This is a genomic window from Hansschlegelia quercus, from assembly GCF_004310425.1.
GTDB lineage: Bacteria > Pseudomonadota > Alphaproteobacteria > Rhizobiales > Methylopilaceae > Methylopila > Methylopila quercus.
In genome coordinates this window covers 69,307-85,026 of the sequence record NZ_SIUB01000009.1, presented here as the reverse complement: position 1 = coordinate 85,026, position 15,720 = coordinate 69,307, and the positions used below count along the sequence as shown (strand labels likewise).

The 15,720-nt window shown below is 68.5% G+C and carries 13 protein-coding genes; all 13 read right to left on the bottom strand.

Annotated elements, in window-relative coordinates:
* Window positions 1–19: 19 nt before the first annotated feature.
* Complete coding sequence (locus EYR15_RS15310; RefSeq protein WP_165455518.1) at window positions 20–940, bottom strand: cell division protein FtsQ/DivIB; 921 nt, start codon at window positions 938–940, stop codon at window positions 20–22.
* Between the two features lie 83 nt (window positions 941–1,023).
* Window positions 1,024–1,944 (bottom strand): D-alanine--D-alanine ligase, encoded by a 921-nt coding sequence (locus EYR15_RS15305; protein WP_131004440.1) that lies wholly within the window; start codon window positions 1,942–1,944, stop codon window positions 1,024–1,026.
* Between the two features lie 155 nt (window positions 1,945–2,099).
* Window positions 2,100–3,011, bottom strand: coding sequence for a UDP-N-acetylmuramate dehydrogenase (gene murB / locus EYR15_RS15300; protein ID WP_131004439.1), 912 nt, complete (start codon window positions 3,009–3,011; stop codon window positions 2,100–2,102).
* 124 nt (window positions 3,012–3,135) lie between these two features.
* Window positions 3,136–4,554 carry a UDP-N-acetylmuramate--L-alanine ligase gene (gene murC / locus EYR15_RS15295; protein ID WP_131004438.1) on the bottom strand — a complete coding sequence of 473 codons (1,419 nt, stop codon included), beginning with the start codon at window positions 4,552–4,554 and terminating at the stop codon, window positions 3,136–3,138.
* A 36-nt stretch (window positions 4,555–4,590) separates the two neighbouring features.
* On the bottom strand, window positions 4,591–5,715 hold the full coding sequence (murG, locus tag EYR15_RS15290) for an undecaprenyldiphospho-muramoylpentapeptide beta-N-acetylglucosaminyltransferase (RefSeq protein WP_205741660.1): 1,125 nt from the start codon (window positions 5,713–5,715) through the stop codon (window positions 4,591–4,593).
* Window positions 5,712–6,887, bottom strand: a complete 1,176-nt coding sequence (gene ftsW, locus EYR15_RS15285) for a putative lipid II flippase FtsW (RefSeq protein ID WP_131004437.1) — start codon at window positions 6,885–6,887, stop codon at window positions 5,712–5,714. The genes murG and ftsW overlap by 4 nt, the downstream gene beginning before the upstream one ends.
* Before the next feature lie 91 nt (window positions 6,888–6,978).
* The gene (gene murD, locus EYR15_RS15280) at window positions 6,979–8,289 is read right to left on the bottom strand and encodes a UDP-N-acetylmuramoyl-L-alanine--D-glutamate ligase (RefSeq protein ID WP_131004436.1); all 1,311 of its coding nucleotides are present in this window, start codon (window positions 8,287–8,289) and stop codon (window positions 6,979–6,981) included.
* A gap of 1 nt (window position 8,290) precedes the next feature.
* A complete protein-coding gene (gene mraY, locus EYR15_RS15275) occupies window positions 8,291–9,412 on the bottom strand; it encodes a phospho-N-acetylmuramoyl-pentapeptide-transferase (RefSeq protein ID WP_131004435.1) in 1,122 nt (373 codons plus the stop codon).
* Between the two features lie 8 nt (window positions 9,413–9,420).
* Window positions 9,421–10,869 (bottom strand): UDP-N-acetylmuramoylalanyl-D-glutamyl-2,6-diaminopimelate--D-alanyl-D-alanine ligase, encoded by a 1,449-nt coding sequence (locus EYR15_RS15270; RefSeq protein ID WP_131004434.1) that lies wholly within the window; start codon window positions 10,867–10,869, stop codon window positions 9,421–9,423.
* Window positions 10,869–12,323 carry a UDP-N-acetylmuramoyl-L-alanyl-D-glutamate--2,6-diaminopimelate ligase gene (locus tag EYR15_RS15265; protein ID WP_131004433.1) on the bottom strand — a complete coding sequence of 485 codons (1,455 nt, stop codon included), beginning with the start codon at window positions 12,321–12,323 and terminating at the stop codon, window positions 10,869–10,871. The genes EYR15_RS15270 and EYR15_RS15265 overlap by 1 nt, the downstream gene beginning before the upstream one ends.
* Window positions 12,320–14,152 (bottom strand): peptidoglycan D,D-transpeptidase FtsI family protein, encoded by a 1,833-nt coding sequence (locus EYR15_RS15260; RefSeq protein WP_131004432.1) that lies wholly within the window; start codon window positions 14,150–14,152, stop codon window positions 12,320–12,322. Before EYR15_RS15260 ends, EYR15_RS15265 begins: the two co-directional genes overlap by 4 nt.
* Window positions 14,149–14,706 (bottom strand): cell division protein FtsL, encoded by a 558-nt coding sequence (gene ftsL / locus EYR15_RS15255; protein WP_131004431.1) that lies wholly within the window; start codon window positions 14,704–14,706, stop codon window positions 14,149–14,151. Before ftsL ends, EYR15_RS15260 begins: the two co-directional genes overlap by 4 nt.
* Entirely contained in the window at window positions 14,703–15,680 is a 978-nt protein-coding gene (gene rsmH, locus EYR15_RS17230; RefSeq protein ID WP_245498351.1) for a 16S rRNA (cytosine(1402)-N(4))-methyltransferase RsmH, read from the bottom strand. Before rsmH ends, ftsL begins: the two co-directional genes overlap by 4 nt.
* Between the last annotated feature and the right edge of the window lie 40 nt (window positions 15,681–15,720).

Sequence of the window (15,720 nt, the reverse complement as noted above, 5' to 3'; positions counted from 1 at the left end):
CCGTAGGGGAAGGGCTGGCTCACGTCTGGCCTCCCTTCTTCTTCGCGGCCTTGGCGGCGGCCTTGTCGGCCTCTTCGGCCATCGCGGCGGCTTCGGGCGCCAGTCGGACGATGGTCCGGTCAGCTTCGCGCATGTCTACGACGTCGATCCACTTGGCGAGGACGTTGTCGCGGTCCTGCATGACCTCGAGGCGGCCGAGCGCCTCGGCGAAGCCGGTCTCGGGCAACTTCACCTCCACACCGGAGCGCAGGCGCAGGTTCCAGCGCCGCTCGGCGACGAGCACGGCGGCGTAGGTTTCCGCCTTGATCTTCGGGGCGGCGTCGAGGGCTGCGAGGAGAGTCTGCGCCCGCGTGTTCGCCAGGGGGCCGACGACAAGCGGCAGATGGGCGAAACGCGAATCGCGGAATTCGTCGATCGGGGTGCCGTCATCGGCGAGGATCTGCACCTTGCCGTCGTGCTGCCAGAGCGCGAACGGCTTGCGCTCGGTCAGATGGACGGTGACGCGGTCGGGATAGAGCTTGCGGACGGTGGCTTCGGCGACCAGCGGGTTCGCCATCAGCCGCTCGCGGGCCGCTTTCACGTCGAGGAAAGGCAGCGCCGTATCGTCCTTGATGCCGAGCGCGAGCAGGACCTCGTCGTCGGTCAGCGCGCTCTGGCCTTCGGTTTGGACCGCGAGCACGCGGAAGCCGAGCGCGTTTGCGGTCGTGATGTGGAGGTTCAGCGCCTCTTCCTTGACCGCCGGCCAGTGGCCGCCGTCGATCATGCCGAGCACGCCGACTGACGCGTAGAACAGCGCGGTCAGGCCAAGGCCGAGGCGGCGCTTGCGCGCGAGACGGGCGAGCTTGAGGCGAAGGTTCGTCGAGCGGCTGGCGCCCAGCATCTCGTCGAAGTCTTGAGAACCCGAGCGGCGGACGCGGCCGCCCTCATGGGTGGCGCGCATGTTGGGGTCGGTCTTGTAGACCAGTCTGGGCGCGGGTCGGCTGCGCGGAGCGCGACCGGCGGCGACCGCAAAGGGCGGCTCGTCTACCGATCTAAGGAGGCGTCCTCCACTAGCCATTTAACGAGCTCACCAAACCCCATGCCGGCATATGCGGCGAGTTCCGGCACGAGCGACGTCTCCGTCATGCCAGGCTGCGTGTTGACTTCGAGGCAGACGAGCTCGCCGGTTCCGCCCTTGCGGTCGTCGAAACGGAAATCGGCTCTGCTGACCCCGCGGCACCCGAGAGCGTGGTGCGCCGCGACAGTCAGTTTTCGGACCTGTTGGTAAACAAAGGGTGAAATTTCGGCCGGGAGAACGTGCTTGGAGCCGCCTTTGGCGTACTTCGCATCGAAGTCGTACCAGCCGTCGGTCGGCAGGATTTCGATGACATCGGAGGGCTCGCCCTTGATGACGGCGCAGGTAAGTTCTTTGCCAGCAACGAAATTCTCGGCGAGCAGCAGTTCGCCGTGCTCCCAGTCGTCGCGCGTGAGCTCCTGGGGCGGATGCCCATGGTCTTCGTTAACAATCAGCACACCGACCGACGATCCACCGTCGACAGGCTTGAGGACGTAAGGGGGCGTCAGCACATGGGCCTTCGCGGCTTCTGCTCGTGTGACCACTTTGCCACGGGGCACCGAAACTCCCGCTGCGGCCATCACCGTCTTCGCGCGCTCTTTGTGCATCGCGAGCGACGAGGCCAGCACGCCCGAATGCGTGTAGGGGATCGCCATCACCTCCAGCACGCCCTGGACCGTGCCGTCCTCGCCGAAGCGACCGTGAAGCGCGTTGAAGGCGACGTCCGGCTTCAGTCGCGCAAGCACGTCGGGAAGATCGCGGTTGGCGTCGACACGCGTGACGCGAAAACCCTCTCCCTCCAGAGCCTTGGCGCAGGCCTCTCCCGACCAGAGCGAGACCTGTCGCTCGGAGGACAGGCCGCCCATCAGGACGGCGACGTGCTTGGACATTGGGCAGTTCCCCCAGCAGAGATTTCGCGTCCCGGCCTTGAGCCGGGACCCAGATGCAGCCCGGCTCTCAGAGCCAGGCGACATCCGGCGCTTTCTTCTTTCGATCCAGCGGTTCTGGGTCCCGGCTCACGGCCGGGACGCGAAGGCGGCGGTTCTTAATCCACCCCTATCCGCTTGATCTCCCATTCTAATTCCACCCCGGAGGTCTCCCGCACCCGGCGACGGACTTCCTCTCCCAGAGCCTCGATATCGGCCGCCGTGGCGCCGCCGACATTGAGGAGGAAGTTGGTGTGCAACACCGAGACCTGCGCCCCGCCGATCTGCAAGCCCCGGCAGCCGGCCTCGTCCACCAGCTTCCAGGCGGTATGGCCGGGCGGGTTCTTGAAGGTGGAGCCGCCGGTGCGGCTCTTGGTCGGCTGCGTCGCCTCGCGGTGCGCGACGACGGCGTCGATCTCGGCCTTGATCGTCTCGCGCTCGCGCCGCTCGCCCTGCATCAGGACGCTGGTGAAGATCACGCCTGTCGGCGCGGCGGAATGCCGGTACGAATAGCCCATCTCGGCGTTCGAGAGCGTCACCGCGTCGCCGGATCGGTCAAAGCCGAACACCTCGACCACGCGCTGCGAGGTTTCCGTCCCGTTCGCCCCGGCGTTCATGGCGAGCGCGCCGCCGATCGCGCCGGGAATGCCGGCGAAGAAGGCGAAGCCGCCGATCCCCGCCTCCATGGCCTCCAACGCTACCCGCTTGTCGGCTGCGCCCGCTCCCGCCCAGATGGTCGCGTCCCTGCCGGGGGCAATCGTCGCGAAGGGCTTTCCGAGCCGGATCGTCACGCCGGGAATTCCCCCGTCGCGCACCAGCACGTTCGAGCCGAGCCCGATGACGACGTAAGGGACCTCGCTCGGCAGGCGACTCAGGAAGTAGGCGAGATCGTCCTCATCCACCGGCTGGAACAGGGCTTCCGCCTTGCCGCCGACCCGGAACCAGAGCGATTCCGCCAGGCTCTGCTCGGCGGCGAGCTTGCCGCGCAGCTTGGGCATGGCGGCGGAGAGAGAGGCGGCGAGTTCGGTCATCGGCCTCGGGCCGTCATCCCGGCCGCGGCGAAACGGAGAGCCGGGATCGTCTTCAGGAAGAGGCGCACTGTGCTGCGCGCGATCCCGGCTTGGCTTGCAGCCGTTCGGGATGACGGCTCTGGCGTCACGCGGCCGCCCCTGGTCCTAGCGCGGCGAGTTCGTCCGGCAGCGCTGCCGCCCAGTAGGTCGAGCTTCCGGCGCCGAGCAGAACCACATAATCACCGGGACGCGCTACGCCGGTGACCACGCCGGCCAGCGCCTGCGGATCCTCAAGCGGGATGACGTGGCGGTGGCCGCGGGCGCGGAGCGCCGCAACGAGGCCATCCTTGTCGGCGCCTTCGATCGGCGCTTCGCCGGCCGCGTAGACGTCGGCGACGATCACCGTGTCGGCGTCGTTGAAGCAGCTCGAAAAGCCCTCGAACAGCGCGTTCAGTCGCGAATAACGGTGGGGTTGGACGACGGCGATGACTTTGGCGTCCGTCGAGGCGCGGGCTGCCTTCAGCACGGCGGCGATCTCGACGGGGTGGTGCCCGTAATCGTCGAAGATCGTGACGCCATTCCATTCGCCCATGCGGGTGAAGCGCCGCTTCACGCCGCCGAACTTGGCGAGCCCGGCGCGGATCTTGTCCGCCGGAATGCCGAGTTCGTTCGCCACTGCGATCGCAGCGGTGGCGTTCAGCGCGTTGTGGCGACCGGCCATCGGCAGTTCCAGCGCATCGATCGTCCGCACCTCCCCGGATTTGCGGTCGCGCAGCGCGACCTTGAACCGGCAGACGCCGCCCTTGAGGTCGAGGTCGAGCAGGCGGACGTCGGCCTGCGGGTTCTCACCATAGGTGACGACGCGGCGGTCCTCGATCAGGCCGACCATCTCCTGCACGGTCGGGTGGTCGAGGCACATCACCGCGAAGCCGTAGAACGGCACGTTCTCCACGAAGGCGCGGAACGCGGTCTTGATCGCGTCGAACGTGCCGAAATGGTCGAGGTGCTCGGGGTCGATATTGGTGACGACCGCGACCTCGGTCGGCAGCTTCAGGAAGGTGCCGTCGCTCTCGTCGGCCTCGACGACCATCCAGTCGCCCTCGCCCATCCGGGCATTCGCGCCATAGGCGTTGATGATGCCGCCGTTGATCACCGTTGGGTCGAGGCCGCCGGCGTCGAGCAGGGTCGCGACCAGCGAGGTCGTCGTGGTCTTGCCATGCGTGCCCGCCACCGCCACGCAGGTCTTAAACCGCATCAACTCGGCCAGCATTTCCGCGCGGCGCACCACGGGCAGGCGCTTATCGCGGGCGGCGGAGAGCTCGGGATTGTTCCGCTTGATCGCGGAAGACACCACCACGACCTCGGCCTCGCCGAGGTTTTCGGCCGCATGGCCGATCGTGACGGAGATGCCCTTCTCGCGCAGGCGCTTCACGTTGGCGCTCTCGGCCGCGTCGGTGCCCTGTACGACATAGCCGTGGTTCGCCAGCACCTCCGCGATGCCGGACATGCCGATGCCGCCGATCCCGATGAAGTGGATGGGGCCGATTTCCTTGGGAAGCTGCATCGTTCTTCGTGAAGAGGTTCGGGGAGCCGGGACTTATCAGGAAACAGGCAGCGCCGTCGCGCCCTTCGATCGGTTGGCGGCGGCGAGCACCATGTCCGCGAGGCGGGCGGCGGCGTCCGGCGCGCCGACGCGCTTGGCGGCTTCGGCGGAAGCTTCGAGCGCATGGCCGTCGGCGAACTTCGCCGTCAGCTCTTCGGCCAAGCTTTCCGGCGTGAAGCGGGCCTGTGCGGTGACGACCGCCCCGCCGGCGAGCGCCAGCGCGTTGGCGTTGGCGAGCTGGTCGTTGTCGAGCGCGTGCGGCAGCGGCACAAGGATCGAGGGCCGGCCGATCACCGCGAGCTCCGCGACCGTCGAGGCGCCGGCGCGCGCGATCACGAAATGGGCGGCTGCGATTCGCGCCGGCATGTCGTCAAAGAACGAAGCGAGCTCGGCCTGGACGCCCGCCGCGGCGTAGATTCGCCGGACGCCGTCGATGTCCTCGGGCCGGGACTGCTGCACGACGCGGATGCGGGACCGAAGCTGCGGCTGAAGCATCGCGAGCGCCACCGGCACGACCTCGGACATCACGCGCGCGCCCTGGCTGCCGCCGAAGACCAGGAGGTTGATCGGCTCCGTTCCGTCCGGGGCCCGGTAGGGCGCGCCCGCGACCGCGAGCACCTGTGGGCGCACGGGATTGCCGACATGGGTCGCGGCGAGGCCCTTTGGCAGATGCGCAACCGTCGGGAAGCCCGAACCGATCGCCGTGGCCAGTTTCGCGAGCATGCGGTTCGCCCGCCCCATTACGGCGTTCTGCTCATGCAGGATGACGGGCGCGCCGAGGAGCTTGGCCGCGATCAGCGGCGGGAAGGTGGGATAGCCGCCGAACCCGACGACGGCGCCCGGTCTCACTTTCTTCAGGATGCCGCGGCTTCGGAGAACCCCGCGAGAGAGCGTCGCTGCGAGCTTCAGATAAGCGCCGGCGCCGGACCCGCGTAGCGTGTCGGCGGGCGTCGAGTGGATCGCGCGCGCCGGGAAATGCGTGGCGTAGGCGAGCGCGCGCTCGTCCGTGATCAGCTCGACGGGGACGCCGCGGCTCGCGAGTTCGACGGCCAGCGCTTCCGCCGGGAACAGGTGGCCGCCGGTGCCCCCCGCCGCGAGCAGGATCGGACGGTCAGAACTCACGCCGTCGCTCCGGCCGGCCGCGGCGCATGCCTGCGCTCATGCCGGGCGATCTCGGAGGCGAGCGCGTCGCTGCGCGGCCGGCGACGCGTCAACGCGAGCAGCATGCCCATCCCGAGCGCGAGCGCGAACATCGACGAGCCGCCGTAGGAGACGAAGGGCAGCGTCATGCCCTTGGCGGGGATCATGTGCAGGTTGACCGACATGTTGATCGCCGACTGGAGGCCGAACAGCATCGACAGCCCGGCGATCGCGAGGCGGGTGAAGCCGTCCTGCTCGCGGCGCGCGTGCATCAGGCTTCGGATCACGATGAAAGCGTAGACGGTCACGATCGCGATGCAGAACAGCACGCCGAACTCCTCCGCGGTGACGGCGAAGATGAAGTCGGTGTGCCCGTCCGGAATAATGCGCTTGACGGTGCCCTCGCCCGGCCCCTTGCCGAACCAGCCTGCGGAGGTGAAGGCCTCGGTCGCCTTCTCGATCTGAAAGTTGTCGCCGGTCTCCGGATCCATGAACCGGTCGATGCGGCGCGCCACGTGCGGCAGAAGCTCGTAGGCCGTCGTCAGGCCGATGACGCCGACGCCGCCGAGGCCCACCACCCATATCCACGGCAGGCCGGCGAGGAAGAACAGCGCACCCCAAATCGCGGTGGTCAGGATCGTCTGCCCGAGGTCGGGCTGCAGCACGAGCAGGCTAAGCACGCAGCCGAGCAGGATCGTCGCCAGGATATGGCCGGGCATGTCGCGCCGCTCCGAGCCCTGCGCGAACATCCACGAGGCCAGCACCACGAAGGCCGGCTTCACGAACTCCGAGGGCTGCACGACGATGCCGGCGAAGCTCACCCAGCGCCGCGCGCCCTTGATCTCGGTGCCGACGAACAGCGTGGCGGCGAGCAGGGCCATGCCGACGATGAACGTGACCCAGGCGAGCCGCCTCACCTGCCGCGGGCTCAGAAACGAGACGCCGATCATGATGATGGCCGCCGGAGCCAAGAACAGCGCCTGGCGGTTCACGAAGTGGAACATGTCGAGTCCGATGCGCTCGGCCACCGGCGGCGAGGCCGCGAGCGACAGCACCACGCCGAGCACCATCAGCGCCGCGACTGCGAACAGCAGCGCGCGGTCGATCGTCCACCACCATTCGCCGACAATCGTGCGTTCAGCGCGGGAGGGCATGTGAGGTCGCTCCGGGAAGCATTGGCCGCCGAGCATGGGCGATTTAGGGTTAACGAAATGTCGCCAGGCGACCCGCGCTGCGAGCCCGCGGTCAGAGCTTCAGCGCGAGCACAGCCTTCCGGAACGCCTCACCACGCTCCTCGAAGTTGCGGAACTGGTCGAACGAGGCGCAGGCCGGCGAGAACAGCACGACGGGCTCTTTGTCGGTTGACTTCGCCGCATCGGCGGCCGCCATCTCGACCGCCTTATCGACCGTGCCCGCAAACTCGTGCTCGACGCCGTGGCCGCCGAGCGTCTTCGCAAAGGCTTCCGACGCCTCACCCACGAGATAGGCCTTCTCGACCTTCGGGAAGAACGGCGCGAGCGCCTCTATGCCGCCGGTCTTCGGCTTGCCGCCGAGGATCCAGAACACTTTTGGGAACGAAGCCAAGGCCTTGGCCGCGCTGTCGGCGTTGGTCGCCTTCGAGTCGTTGACGAAGGTCACGCGGCCGGAGGTCGGGATCTCCTCCATGCGGTGCGCTAGACCCGGGAAGGTCGCCAGCGCTTTGTGGGCGACCTTATCCGGAACGCCGAGCGCCCTCGCGACGGCGAGCGCAGCGCTTGCGTTCTGGACGTTGTGCGCGCCACGCAGAGCGCGCGCGCCGGCGAGGTCGATCGCGTCATTTTCCGAGATGGCGACGACGTTTACGCCGTCCGCCTGAAGCGATTTCGCCATCGCCGCGGAGAGCGGATCGTCGGTCCCGACGACCGCCGTCCCCGAGCGCGCCACAAGGCGGCGCTTGATCGCGGCGTAGTTCTCCATCGTGCCGTGGCGCTCCAGGTGATCCTCGGAGAGGTTCATCATCACCCCAACCGTGGGGTCGAGGCCGGGCGCGAGGTCGATCTGGTAGGACGAGCACTCGACGACGTGGACCCGGGTCTCGGACGGCGGATCGAGGTCGAGGATCGCGACGCCGATATTGCCGCCCATCTGCACGTCCCGGCCGGCCTCGCGCAGCACATGGGCGATCAGCGCCGTGGTCGTCGACTTGCCGTTGGTCCCCGTGATCGCGACGAAGGGCGCGCCCGGCGCAATGGCTGCGCGCTCGCGAACGAAAATCTCGATGTCGCCGATGATCTCAATGCCCGCGGCTTTGGCTTTCTCTACCGTCCAGTGCGGCTTCGGATGCGTCAGCGGCACCCCGGGGGCGAGCACGAAGCTGTCGAAGGAGGAGAAGTCGGCCTCGCGCAGGTCGCCGGTCGGCAGACCCTCGGCGCGCGCCTTCTCGACGCTCGCAGAAGAATCGTCGAACGCCGTCACTTCCGCCCCGCCGGCGACGAGGCTGCGCACCGTCGCGAGGCCCGAACCGCCGAGGCCGAATACGGCGACGCGCTTGGTCTTGAAGGACGTGGCTGGAGTCACGTCAGCGCAGCTTCAGCGTGGCGAGACCCGCCAAAGCGAGCACCACGGCGATGATCCAGAAGCGCACGACCACCTGCGGCTCCGACCAGCCGAGCTGCTCGAAATGGTGGTGGATCGGGGCCATGCGGAACACGCGGCGGCCGGTCAGCTTGAACGAGACCACCTGCACGATGACGGACACCGCCTCGAGCACGAACAAGCCGCCGATGATCGCGAGCACCAGTTCGTGCTTGGTTGCGACCGCGACGACGCCAAGCAGCCCGCCCATCGCGAGCGAGCCGGTGTCGCCCATGAAGATCGAGGCGGGGGGCGCGTTGAACCAGAGGAAGCCGAGGCCCGCGCCGAGCACCGCGCCGCATACGACCGCAAGCTCGCCGGTGCCTTGCGTGAAGTGGATCTGCAGGTAGTCCGCGAACACCGCGTTGCCCGCGAGATAGGCGATGAAGCCGAAGCTCGCGCAGGCGATCATGACGGGCACGATCGCGAGGCCGTCGAGGCCGTCGGTCAGGTTCACCGCGTTGCCGGCGCCGACCACCACCACTGCCCCGAAAATCACGAAGACGTAGCCGAGGTCGAGCAGCAGGTTTTTCAGGAAGGGAAAGGCGAGCGACGTCGAGAAGCCGAGGTCGAGCAGCGGAAAGCTGGCCGCATGGAAGCCGCCGGGCTGGCCGGCGATCGCGATCAGATAGACGGCGACGATCGCGATCGCGAACTCTACGGCGAGCCGCATACGGCCGGAATAGCCGGCGTGGCTCTGCTTCGTGACCTTCAGATAGTCGTCGTAGAAGCCGATCGCTCCGAACCCGACGGTCACGAACAGCACGATCCAGACGTAAGGATTCGTGAGGTTGCCCCACAGCAGCGTGGTGACGATCAGGCTCGACAGGATCATCAAGCCGCCCATCGTCGGCGTGCCGCGCTTCAGGAGATGCGAGGCCGGTCCGTCGCTGCGGATCGGCTGACCCTTGCCCTGCTTGAGCCGGAGCTGATCGATGATCAACGGCCCGAACAGGAACACGAACAACGCCGCGGTCATCACCGCCCCGCCCGTGCGGAAGGTGATGTAGCGGAAGATGTTGAAGCCGGGGACGTGGCCCGACAGATCGGAGAGGAAGAAGAACATGGCGCGCGCTATCCGGCCGTGACCGTCTCGTCAACAGGGACGGCTGCGAAGCGCGCCTGAAGGGCGGCGACGATCGGCCCCATTCGAGAGCCGTTCGAGCCCTTCACCATCAGGGCGTCGCCGCCCTTCAGCCGGTCTAGAAGCATCGGTTGAAGCTCTGCCGCGGTATCCGCCCAGCCGCCGCGTTTGGCCGCAGGCAGCGCGTCGTGCAGCGCCTTCATCAGTGGACCGGCGGTGAACACGAGATCGACCTTGGCGCAGGCTTCCGCGACGCCGGCATGCAGCGCCTCGGCTTGGGGCCCAAGCTCCAGCATGTCGCCGAGCGCCGCGACCCGGCGGCCGCCGGAGCCGACCGGCGTCTGGCCGAGCAGCGCGAGCGCAGCGCGCATCGAGGCGGGGTTGGCGTTGTAGCTCTCGTCGATGACAGTGATCGCGCCGCTCGGCGTCTGCAGCGCATAGCGCCGGCCGCGGCCTGTCGGCGCCTCAAAATGCGCGAGGGCGAGCGCGGCGAGCGCGAGGTCGGCGCCGAGCAGCTTGGCTGCGAGCAGCACGCCGAGCGCGTTCTGCACGACGTGGCGGCCAGGCGCGCCGACCTTGAAGGTCAGAGGCTCGGCGAGGATTGTCGCGGCGACGCAGGAGCTTGCCTCCTTCAGCGCCACACGGTCGAGGCGCGCGTCGGCGCCGACATGCTCGCCGAAGCTCATCACCGTCGCTCCACAGGCGCGGGCGGCGGCGGCGAGCCGTTCGTAATGCGCGTTGTCGCGATTGATCACGGCATGGCCGCCGGGCTCCAGCCCTTCGAAGATCTCAGCCTTAGCGTCCGCGATCTGCTCGACGTCGCGGAACTGCGCGAGATGCACCGGCTCGACATTGGTGACGATCGCGACATGCGGCCGGACCATCTTCACCAGCGGACGGATCTCGTCCGGGTGGTTCATGCCGATCTCGAACACGCCGTAAGCGGCTGATTTCGGCAGTCGGGCGAGCGTCAGCGGCACGCCCCAATGGTTGTTGAAGGAGGCGGCGGACGCGTGCGTCGGACCGTCCTGCCCGAGCGCGGCGCGGAGCGCCTCCTTGGTGCTGGTCTTGCCGACAGAGCCGGTGACGGCGACGATCCGCGCCTGTGAACGCTTGCGCGCGGCGATCCCGGCGGCGGCGAGGGCCGCCAGCGTGTCCTTCACGACGAGCAGAGGGCCGGCGCTCTCGAGCTGCGCGGCATGCGCTTCGTCGACGATCGCGAGCCCCGCCCCGCGCGCGAACGCGCCGACCGTGAAGGCGTGGCCGTCATGCACGTCGCCCTTGATCGCGACATAGATCTCACCCTGCCCGATCGTGCGGCTGTCGATCGAGACGCCGACGAGAGCGCCTGCCGGAGCGCCGACGAGCCTGCCCCCGGTCGCGGTCGCGAGTTCCTCTGCGGTCCACAGCGGCTCCGCGAAGCTGGTCGGCGCGCTCATCAGGCGTCTCCCCTCGATGCGAGCGTCGCCCGAACGACCTCATGGTCAGAGAACGGAAGAATGCGATCGCCCACGATCTGGCCGGTTTCGTGACCCTTGCCCGCGATCAGCACCACATCGCCCTCGCCCGCCTCGTCGATGGCGGCTTTGATCGCCGCAGCGCGGTCCCCGATCTCCCGCGCGCCGCGCGCCGCGCTCATGATGGCGGCGCGGATCGCCGACGGGTCTTCGCTGCGGGGATTGTCGTCGGTGACGATCACGACGTCGGCGCCCTTCGCCGCGATCTCTCCCATGAGCGCGCGCTTGCCGGGATCGCGGTCGCCGCCCGCGCCGAAGGCGACGATCAGCCGCCCGGTCGCGAACGGCCGCAGCGCCTTGAGCACGGAGGCCAGCGCGTCGGGCTTGTGGGCGTAGTCGACGAACACCGCCGCGCCGCGGGTCTCGCCGACAAGCTCCAGCCTGCCGGGCACGCCCTCGAGCTTCTCCAGCGCGTTGAGCGTGACATCAGCGGCGACGCCAGTCGCGATGGCGAGGCCGGCCGCAACAAGCGCGTTCTCGACCTGGAAGCCGCCTGCGAGCGGTAGCCGGATCGTATGCGCCGCGCCGTCGATGGTGAGTGAGAGACGCTGCGTCAGCCCGTCATAGGCGACATCGTCGAGCCGGATAGCATCGCCTTTTTCGCCGACGGTGAGCAGCCGCGCGCCGCGCTCGCGGGCGGCGTCGATGAAGAAGGCGGCGTCCGCGGCATCGGCCCAGACCACCGCCGTTCCGTCCGTCGGCAGAAGCTCGCGGAACAGACGGAGCTTGGCGTCTCGGTAGTGCTCGACGGTCGGATGGTAGTCCATGTGATCGCGCGACAGATTGGTGAAGCCGACGGCGCTAAGCCGCACACCGTCCAGCCGTTTCTGATCCAACCCGTGAGACGACGCCTCCATCGCGAGATGGGTGACGCCTTCTTGCGCCAAGCCGTCGAGCGTCTGGTGCAGCGACACCGGATCGGGGGTGGTCAGCGACCCGTAGGTCGCACCTGACGGCTTCGTCACGCCCAGTGTGCCGAGGCTTGCGGCGTCGAAGCCCGCGTAGCTCCAGATCTGGCGCAGAAAGGTGACGGTCGAACTCTTGCCCGACGTGCCGGTGACCGCGGCGATCACCTTGGGCTGGCCGGGGTGGAGCCTCGCCGCGGCGTCCGCCAGCGCTCGACGCGTGTCCGGAACCGCCACGACCGGGATCGCGACGTCGATCGCCGTCTCCGACAGGATCGCGACCGCGCCCGCGGCGATCGCGGCGTCGACGAATCGCGACCCGTCGGTCTTGGAGCCGGAAAGAGCCGCGAACACGAAGCCGGGCTTCACCGCCCGGCTATCCGCAGTCAGCCCCGAAACAGCGAGCGTCCCGGCCTCGCCCGAAAGGATGACGCCGGGAAACAGCTCCGCCAGGGTCCGCGTGGCGCTCAATGATCGGGATCCACCGAGCCGGTGGGGATGTTGCCAAGCAGTTCGATCGCGGACGGCGCGTTGAAATCCGGCTGGACGCCGAGCAGCGGCGCGATGCGCTCGACCATCTGGCCGCCGACGGGCACCACGTTCCAGCCCGACGTCGCGAAGCCGTGGGTCTCAGGCAGCGCCTTCGGCTCGTCGAGCACTGCGAGCAGCATGTATTTCGGCTTGTCCATCGGGAACACGGCGGTGAAGGCCGTGAGGTTCTTGGTCTTGGAGTAGCGGCCGCCGATCACCTTCTCGGCGGTGCCGGTCTTGCCGCCGACGCGGTAGCCCGGGATGTCTGCCTTCTTCGCCGAACCCTTCTCCGCGTTGAGGCGCATGAGGTAGCGCATCATCACGCTGGTTGACGGCTTGATCACCTGCGTCGACTCCGCGCGCGCCTCTTCGGCGGTCCGCTGCAGGAAGGTCGGCTTCATCATGTAGCCGCCGTTCACCAGCGCGCTCACGCCCATCACGGACTGGATCGGCGCGATCGCGATGCCGTGGCCGAAGGAGATGGTGATCGTGTTCAGCTCGCCCCAGCGTCCGGGCACGATCGGGCGGGCGCTCTCCGGCAGCTCGGTCTGCAGCCGGTCGAGCTGCCCCATCTTCTTCAGGAAGGCCTTGTGCGCCTCGACGCCCATCGTCAACGCGATGCGCGCCGTGCCGATGTTGGAGGAATGCACGAACACCTCCGGCACCGTCAGGATGCGGTGCGTCGGGTGGAAATCGTGGATGCGGAACCGGCCGTATTGCAGCGGGGCGCGCGCGTCGAAGCGGCTCTGCAGGTTCACCTTGCCGCTGTCCAGCGCCATGGCGAGCGTCAGCGCCTTGAAGGTTGAGCCCATCTCGAACACGCCGACATTGATGCGGTTGATCGCGTCGGGCTTCAGCGCGTCGGTCGGCTTGTTCGGGTCATAATCCGGGATCGACACCAGGCTGACGATCTCGCCGGTCTCGACGTCGGCGATGGCGGCGGAGGCGGCGATCGCCTTGAACTTCTGCATGCCGGCGATCAGCTCGTCACGAACGGCGTGCTGAACGCGCAGGTCGAGCGCGAGCCGGATCGGCGCCATGCGCTCGCCGTGCTTGGCGGCGGCGGCGGCCTCAGCGGTCTTGCCGGAGACGTCGAGATACTTCTCGATGCCGGCGATGCCCTTGTTGTCGACGTCGGCGAAGCCGAGGATGTGCGCGACCTCCGAGCCGTTCGGATAGACGCGCTTGTTCTCCTGGACAAAGCCGACGCCGGGGATGCCGAGGCGGAAGATCGCGACCTGCTCGCCGGGCGAGATCTCGCGCTTCACCCAGACGAAGCCGCGCTTGGTGGAGAGCTTCGCGCGCAGATCCTTCTCGTCGAGCCCCGGCAGAGCGCGGGTCAGCAGGTCGACCGCCTCATCGACGTCAATGATGTTCTTGGGCTCGGCGTAGAGCGAGGAGACCTTGACGTCGGTCGCCAGCACTTCGCCGTTGCGGTCGACGATGTCGGGCCGCGAAATCGCGGCGACGGTCTGCGCGACCTCCTCGCCGCTGACCGTTCCGGGCGCGATGGCGTAGCTCATCAGCCGGGCGCAGACCGCGAGGTAGATCAGGCCGAACACCATCGCGGCGATCCGCAGGCGCCCGGTGGTCAGCCCAAGCCCTTCGCCCGAGCCGATCAGCAGCCGGACGACGCGCCGGAGCGTGCGCCAGCCGACCACCGAGGCGGTCGCCACGGCGGCGCCGAACGTGATGAGGCCGCGGCCGAGCGCTGCGCCGGCGACGGCGCCGCCCCGGAACGCTCCATCGAGGACGTCCTGCCCGGTCATTGGGCGAGCCCCATCTTCTTCAGGAAATCAGAGATGCCGAACGGCGCGTTGCGGCGCTCCGCCGGCATAGGCTTGGGCGCAGGGATCGGCCGGGAGTCCGGCGCCTTGAGCTGCGCCACGGGCTTCACGGCGATCGTGGTCTTCTTCGGCGCGGACGCCACAGGCTTCTTGGCGGCTGTCGGCGCCGTCGGCTGAGGGTCGACCGCGATGCTCGCGTCCTGGCCCATCAGGCCGAGCGCCTCGAGCTTGTTGCCGATCTCGTCGACCGGCGCCGGCCTCGCGGGAAGCGAGGCGAGCGTCACCGTCTGCTCGCGACCGAGCGGCGCCAGATCGAGGTGCTGCTTGGTGAAGGTCTGCACGCGGTCAGGCCGCGCGAGATAGGCCCATTCCGCCTTGAGCGTCGCGATGGCGTCCCGCTCGAGCGTGATCTCGCGCTTGAGCTTCTGCGCGTGCTCGGCGTGCATCGTGGCGTCGTATTTGATGCGGTAGAGGTTCACCGCGGCCGCGACCAGCGCGCCGACGGCGACCACGTTGAGGATGCGGGCGATCTTCACGAGCCGCCTCCCGAAAGCAGCGCGAAGGGCAGCCGCGGGGCGCCGAACGCGAAGGGATCGCCATCGCGCGCCGGCGCGTCGGTGCGGACCGCCGCCCGAAGCCTCGCCGAACGGGCGCGCGGGTTGACGGAGACCTCCGCCTCGCCCGGCGTTTCGACGCCGCGGGTGAGCAGTTCGAAGGTTGCGGGCGGCACCGGCGTCTCGGGCGCATGGCGCGAACCACCGAATGACGTGCGCGAGCGATCGGTGAGGAAGGTCTTCACGATCCGGTCCTCAAGCGAATGGAACGCCACCACGACAAGGCGGCCGCCCGGCTTCAGACGCTTCTCGGCGGCGAACAGCGCCAGAGCGAGCTCGCTTAGCTCCTCGTTCACGGCGATGCGCAGCGCCTGAAAAGTGCGGGTTGCGGCGTGGATCGGATCTGTCGGCCGGCCGATGGCGCGCTCCACCGTCCGGGCGAGCGCGAGCGTCGTAATGATCGGCTCCTTCGCGCGCTCGGCGCAGATCGCGCGGGCGACAGCGCCGGCGCGGCGCTCCTCGCCGAGCGTCCTGAGCACGGCGGCGAGCTCCTTCTCATCGAGATCGGCAACGAGGTCGGCCGCGGTGGGCCCATCGCCGCCCATGCGCATGTCCAGCGGTCCGTCATTGCGGAACGAGAAGCCGCGGCCAGCCTGATCGAGCTGCATGGAAGAGACGCCGACGTCGAGCACGACGCCGTCGATAAGGTCGAGGCCGAGGCCATCAAGGGCGACTTCAAGCGCGGAGAAGCGCTCCATCACCAAGCGGAGGCGCCCGTCGCTCGCCTGAACGAGGGCTTCGCCGCCAGCGATCGCCGTGGGGTCGCGATCGAGCGCGACGACCTGGCAATCGGCCGAGCCGAGAATGCCGCTGGTATAGCCCCCTGCCCCGAAGGTGCCGTCGAGGATGGTTTCGCCGTCTTTGGGCGCGAGCGCTTCGAGGACTTCCGCGAGCATGACCGGGCGGTGACGCTCGGTGGCCTCCGGCTTCGGACCG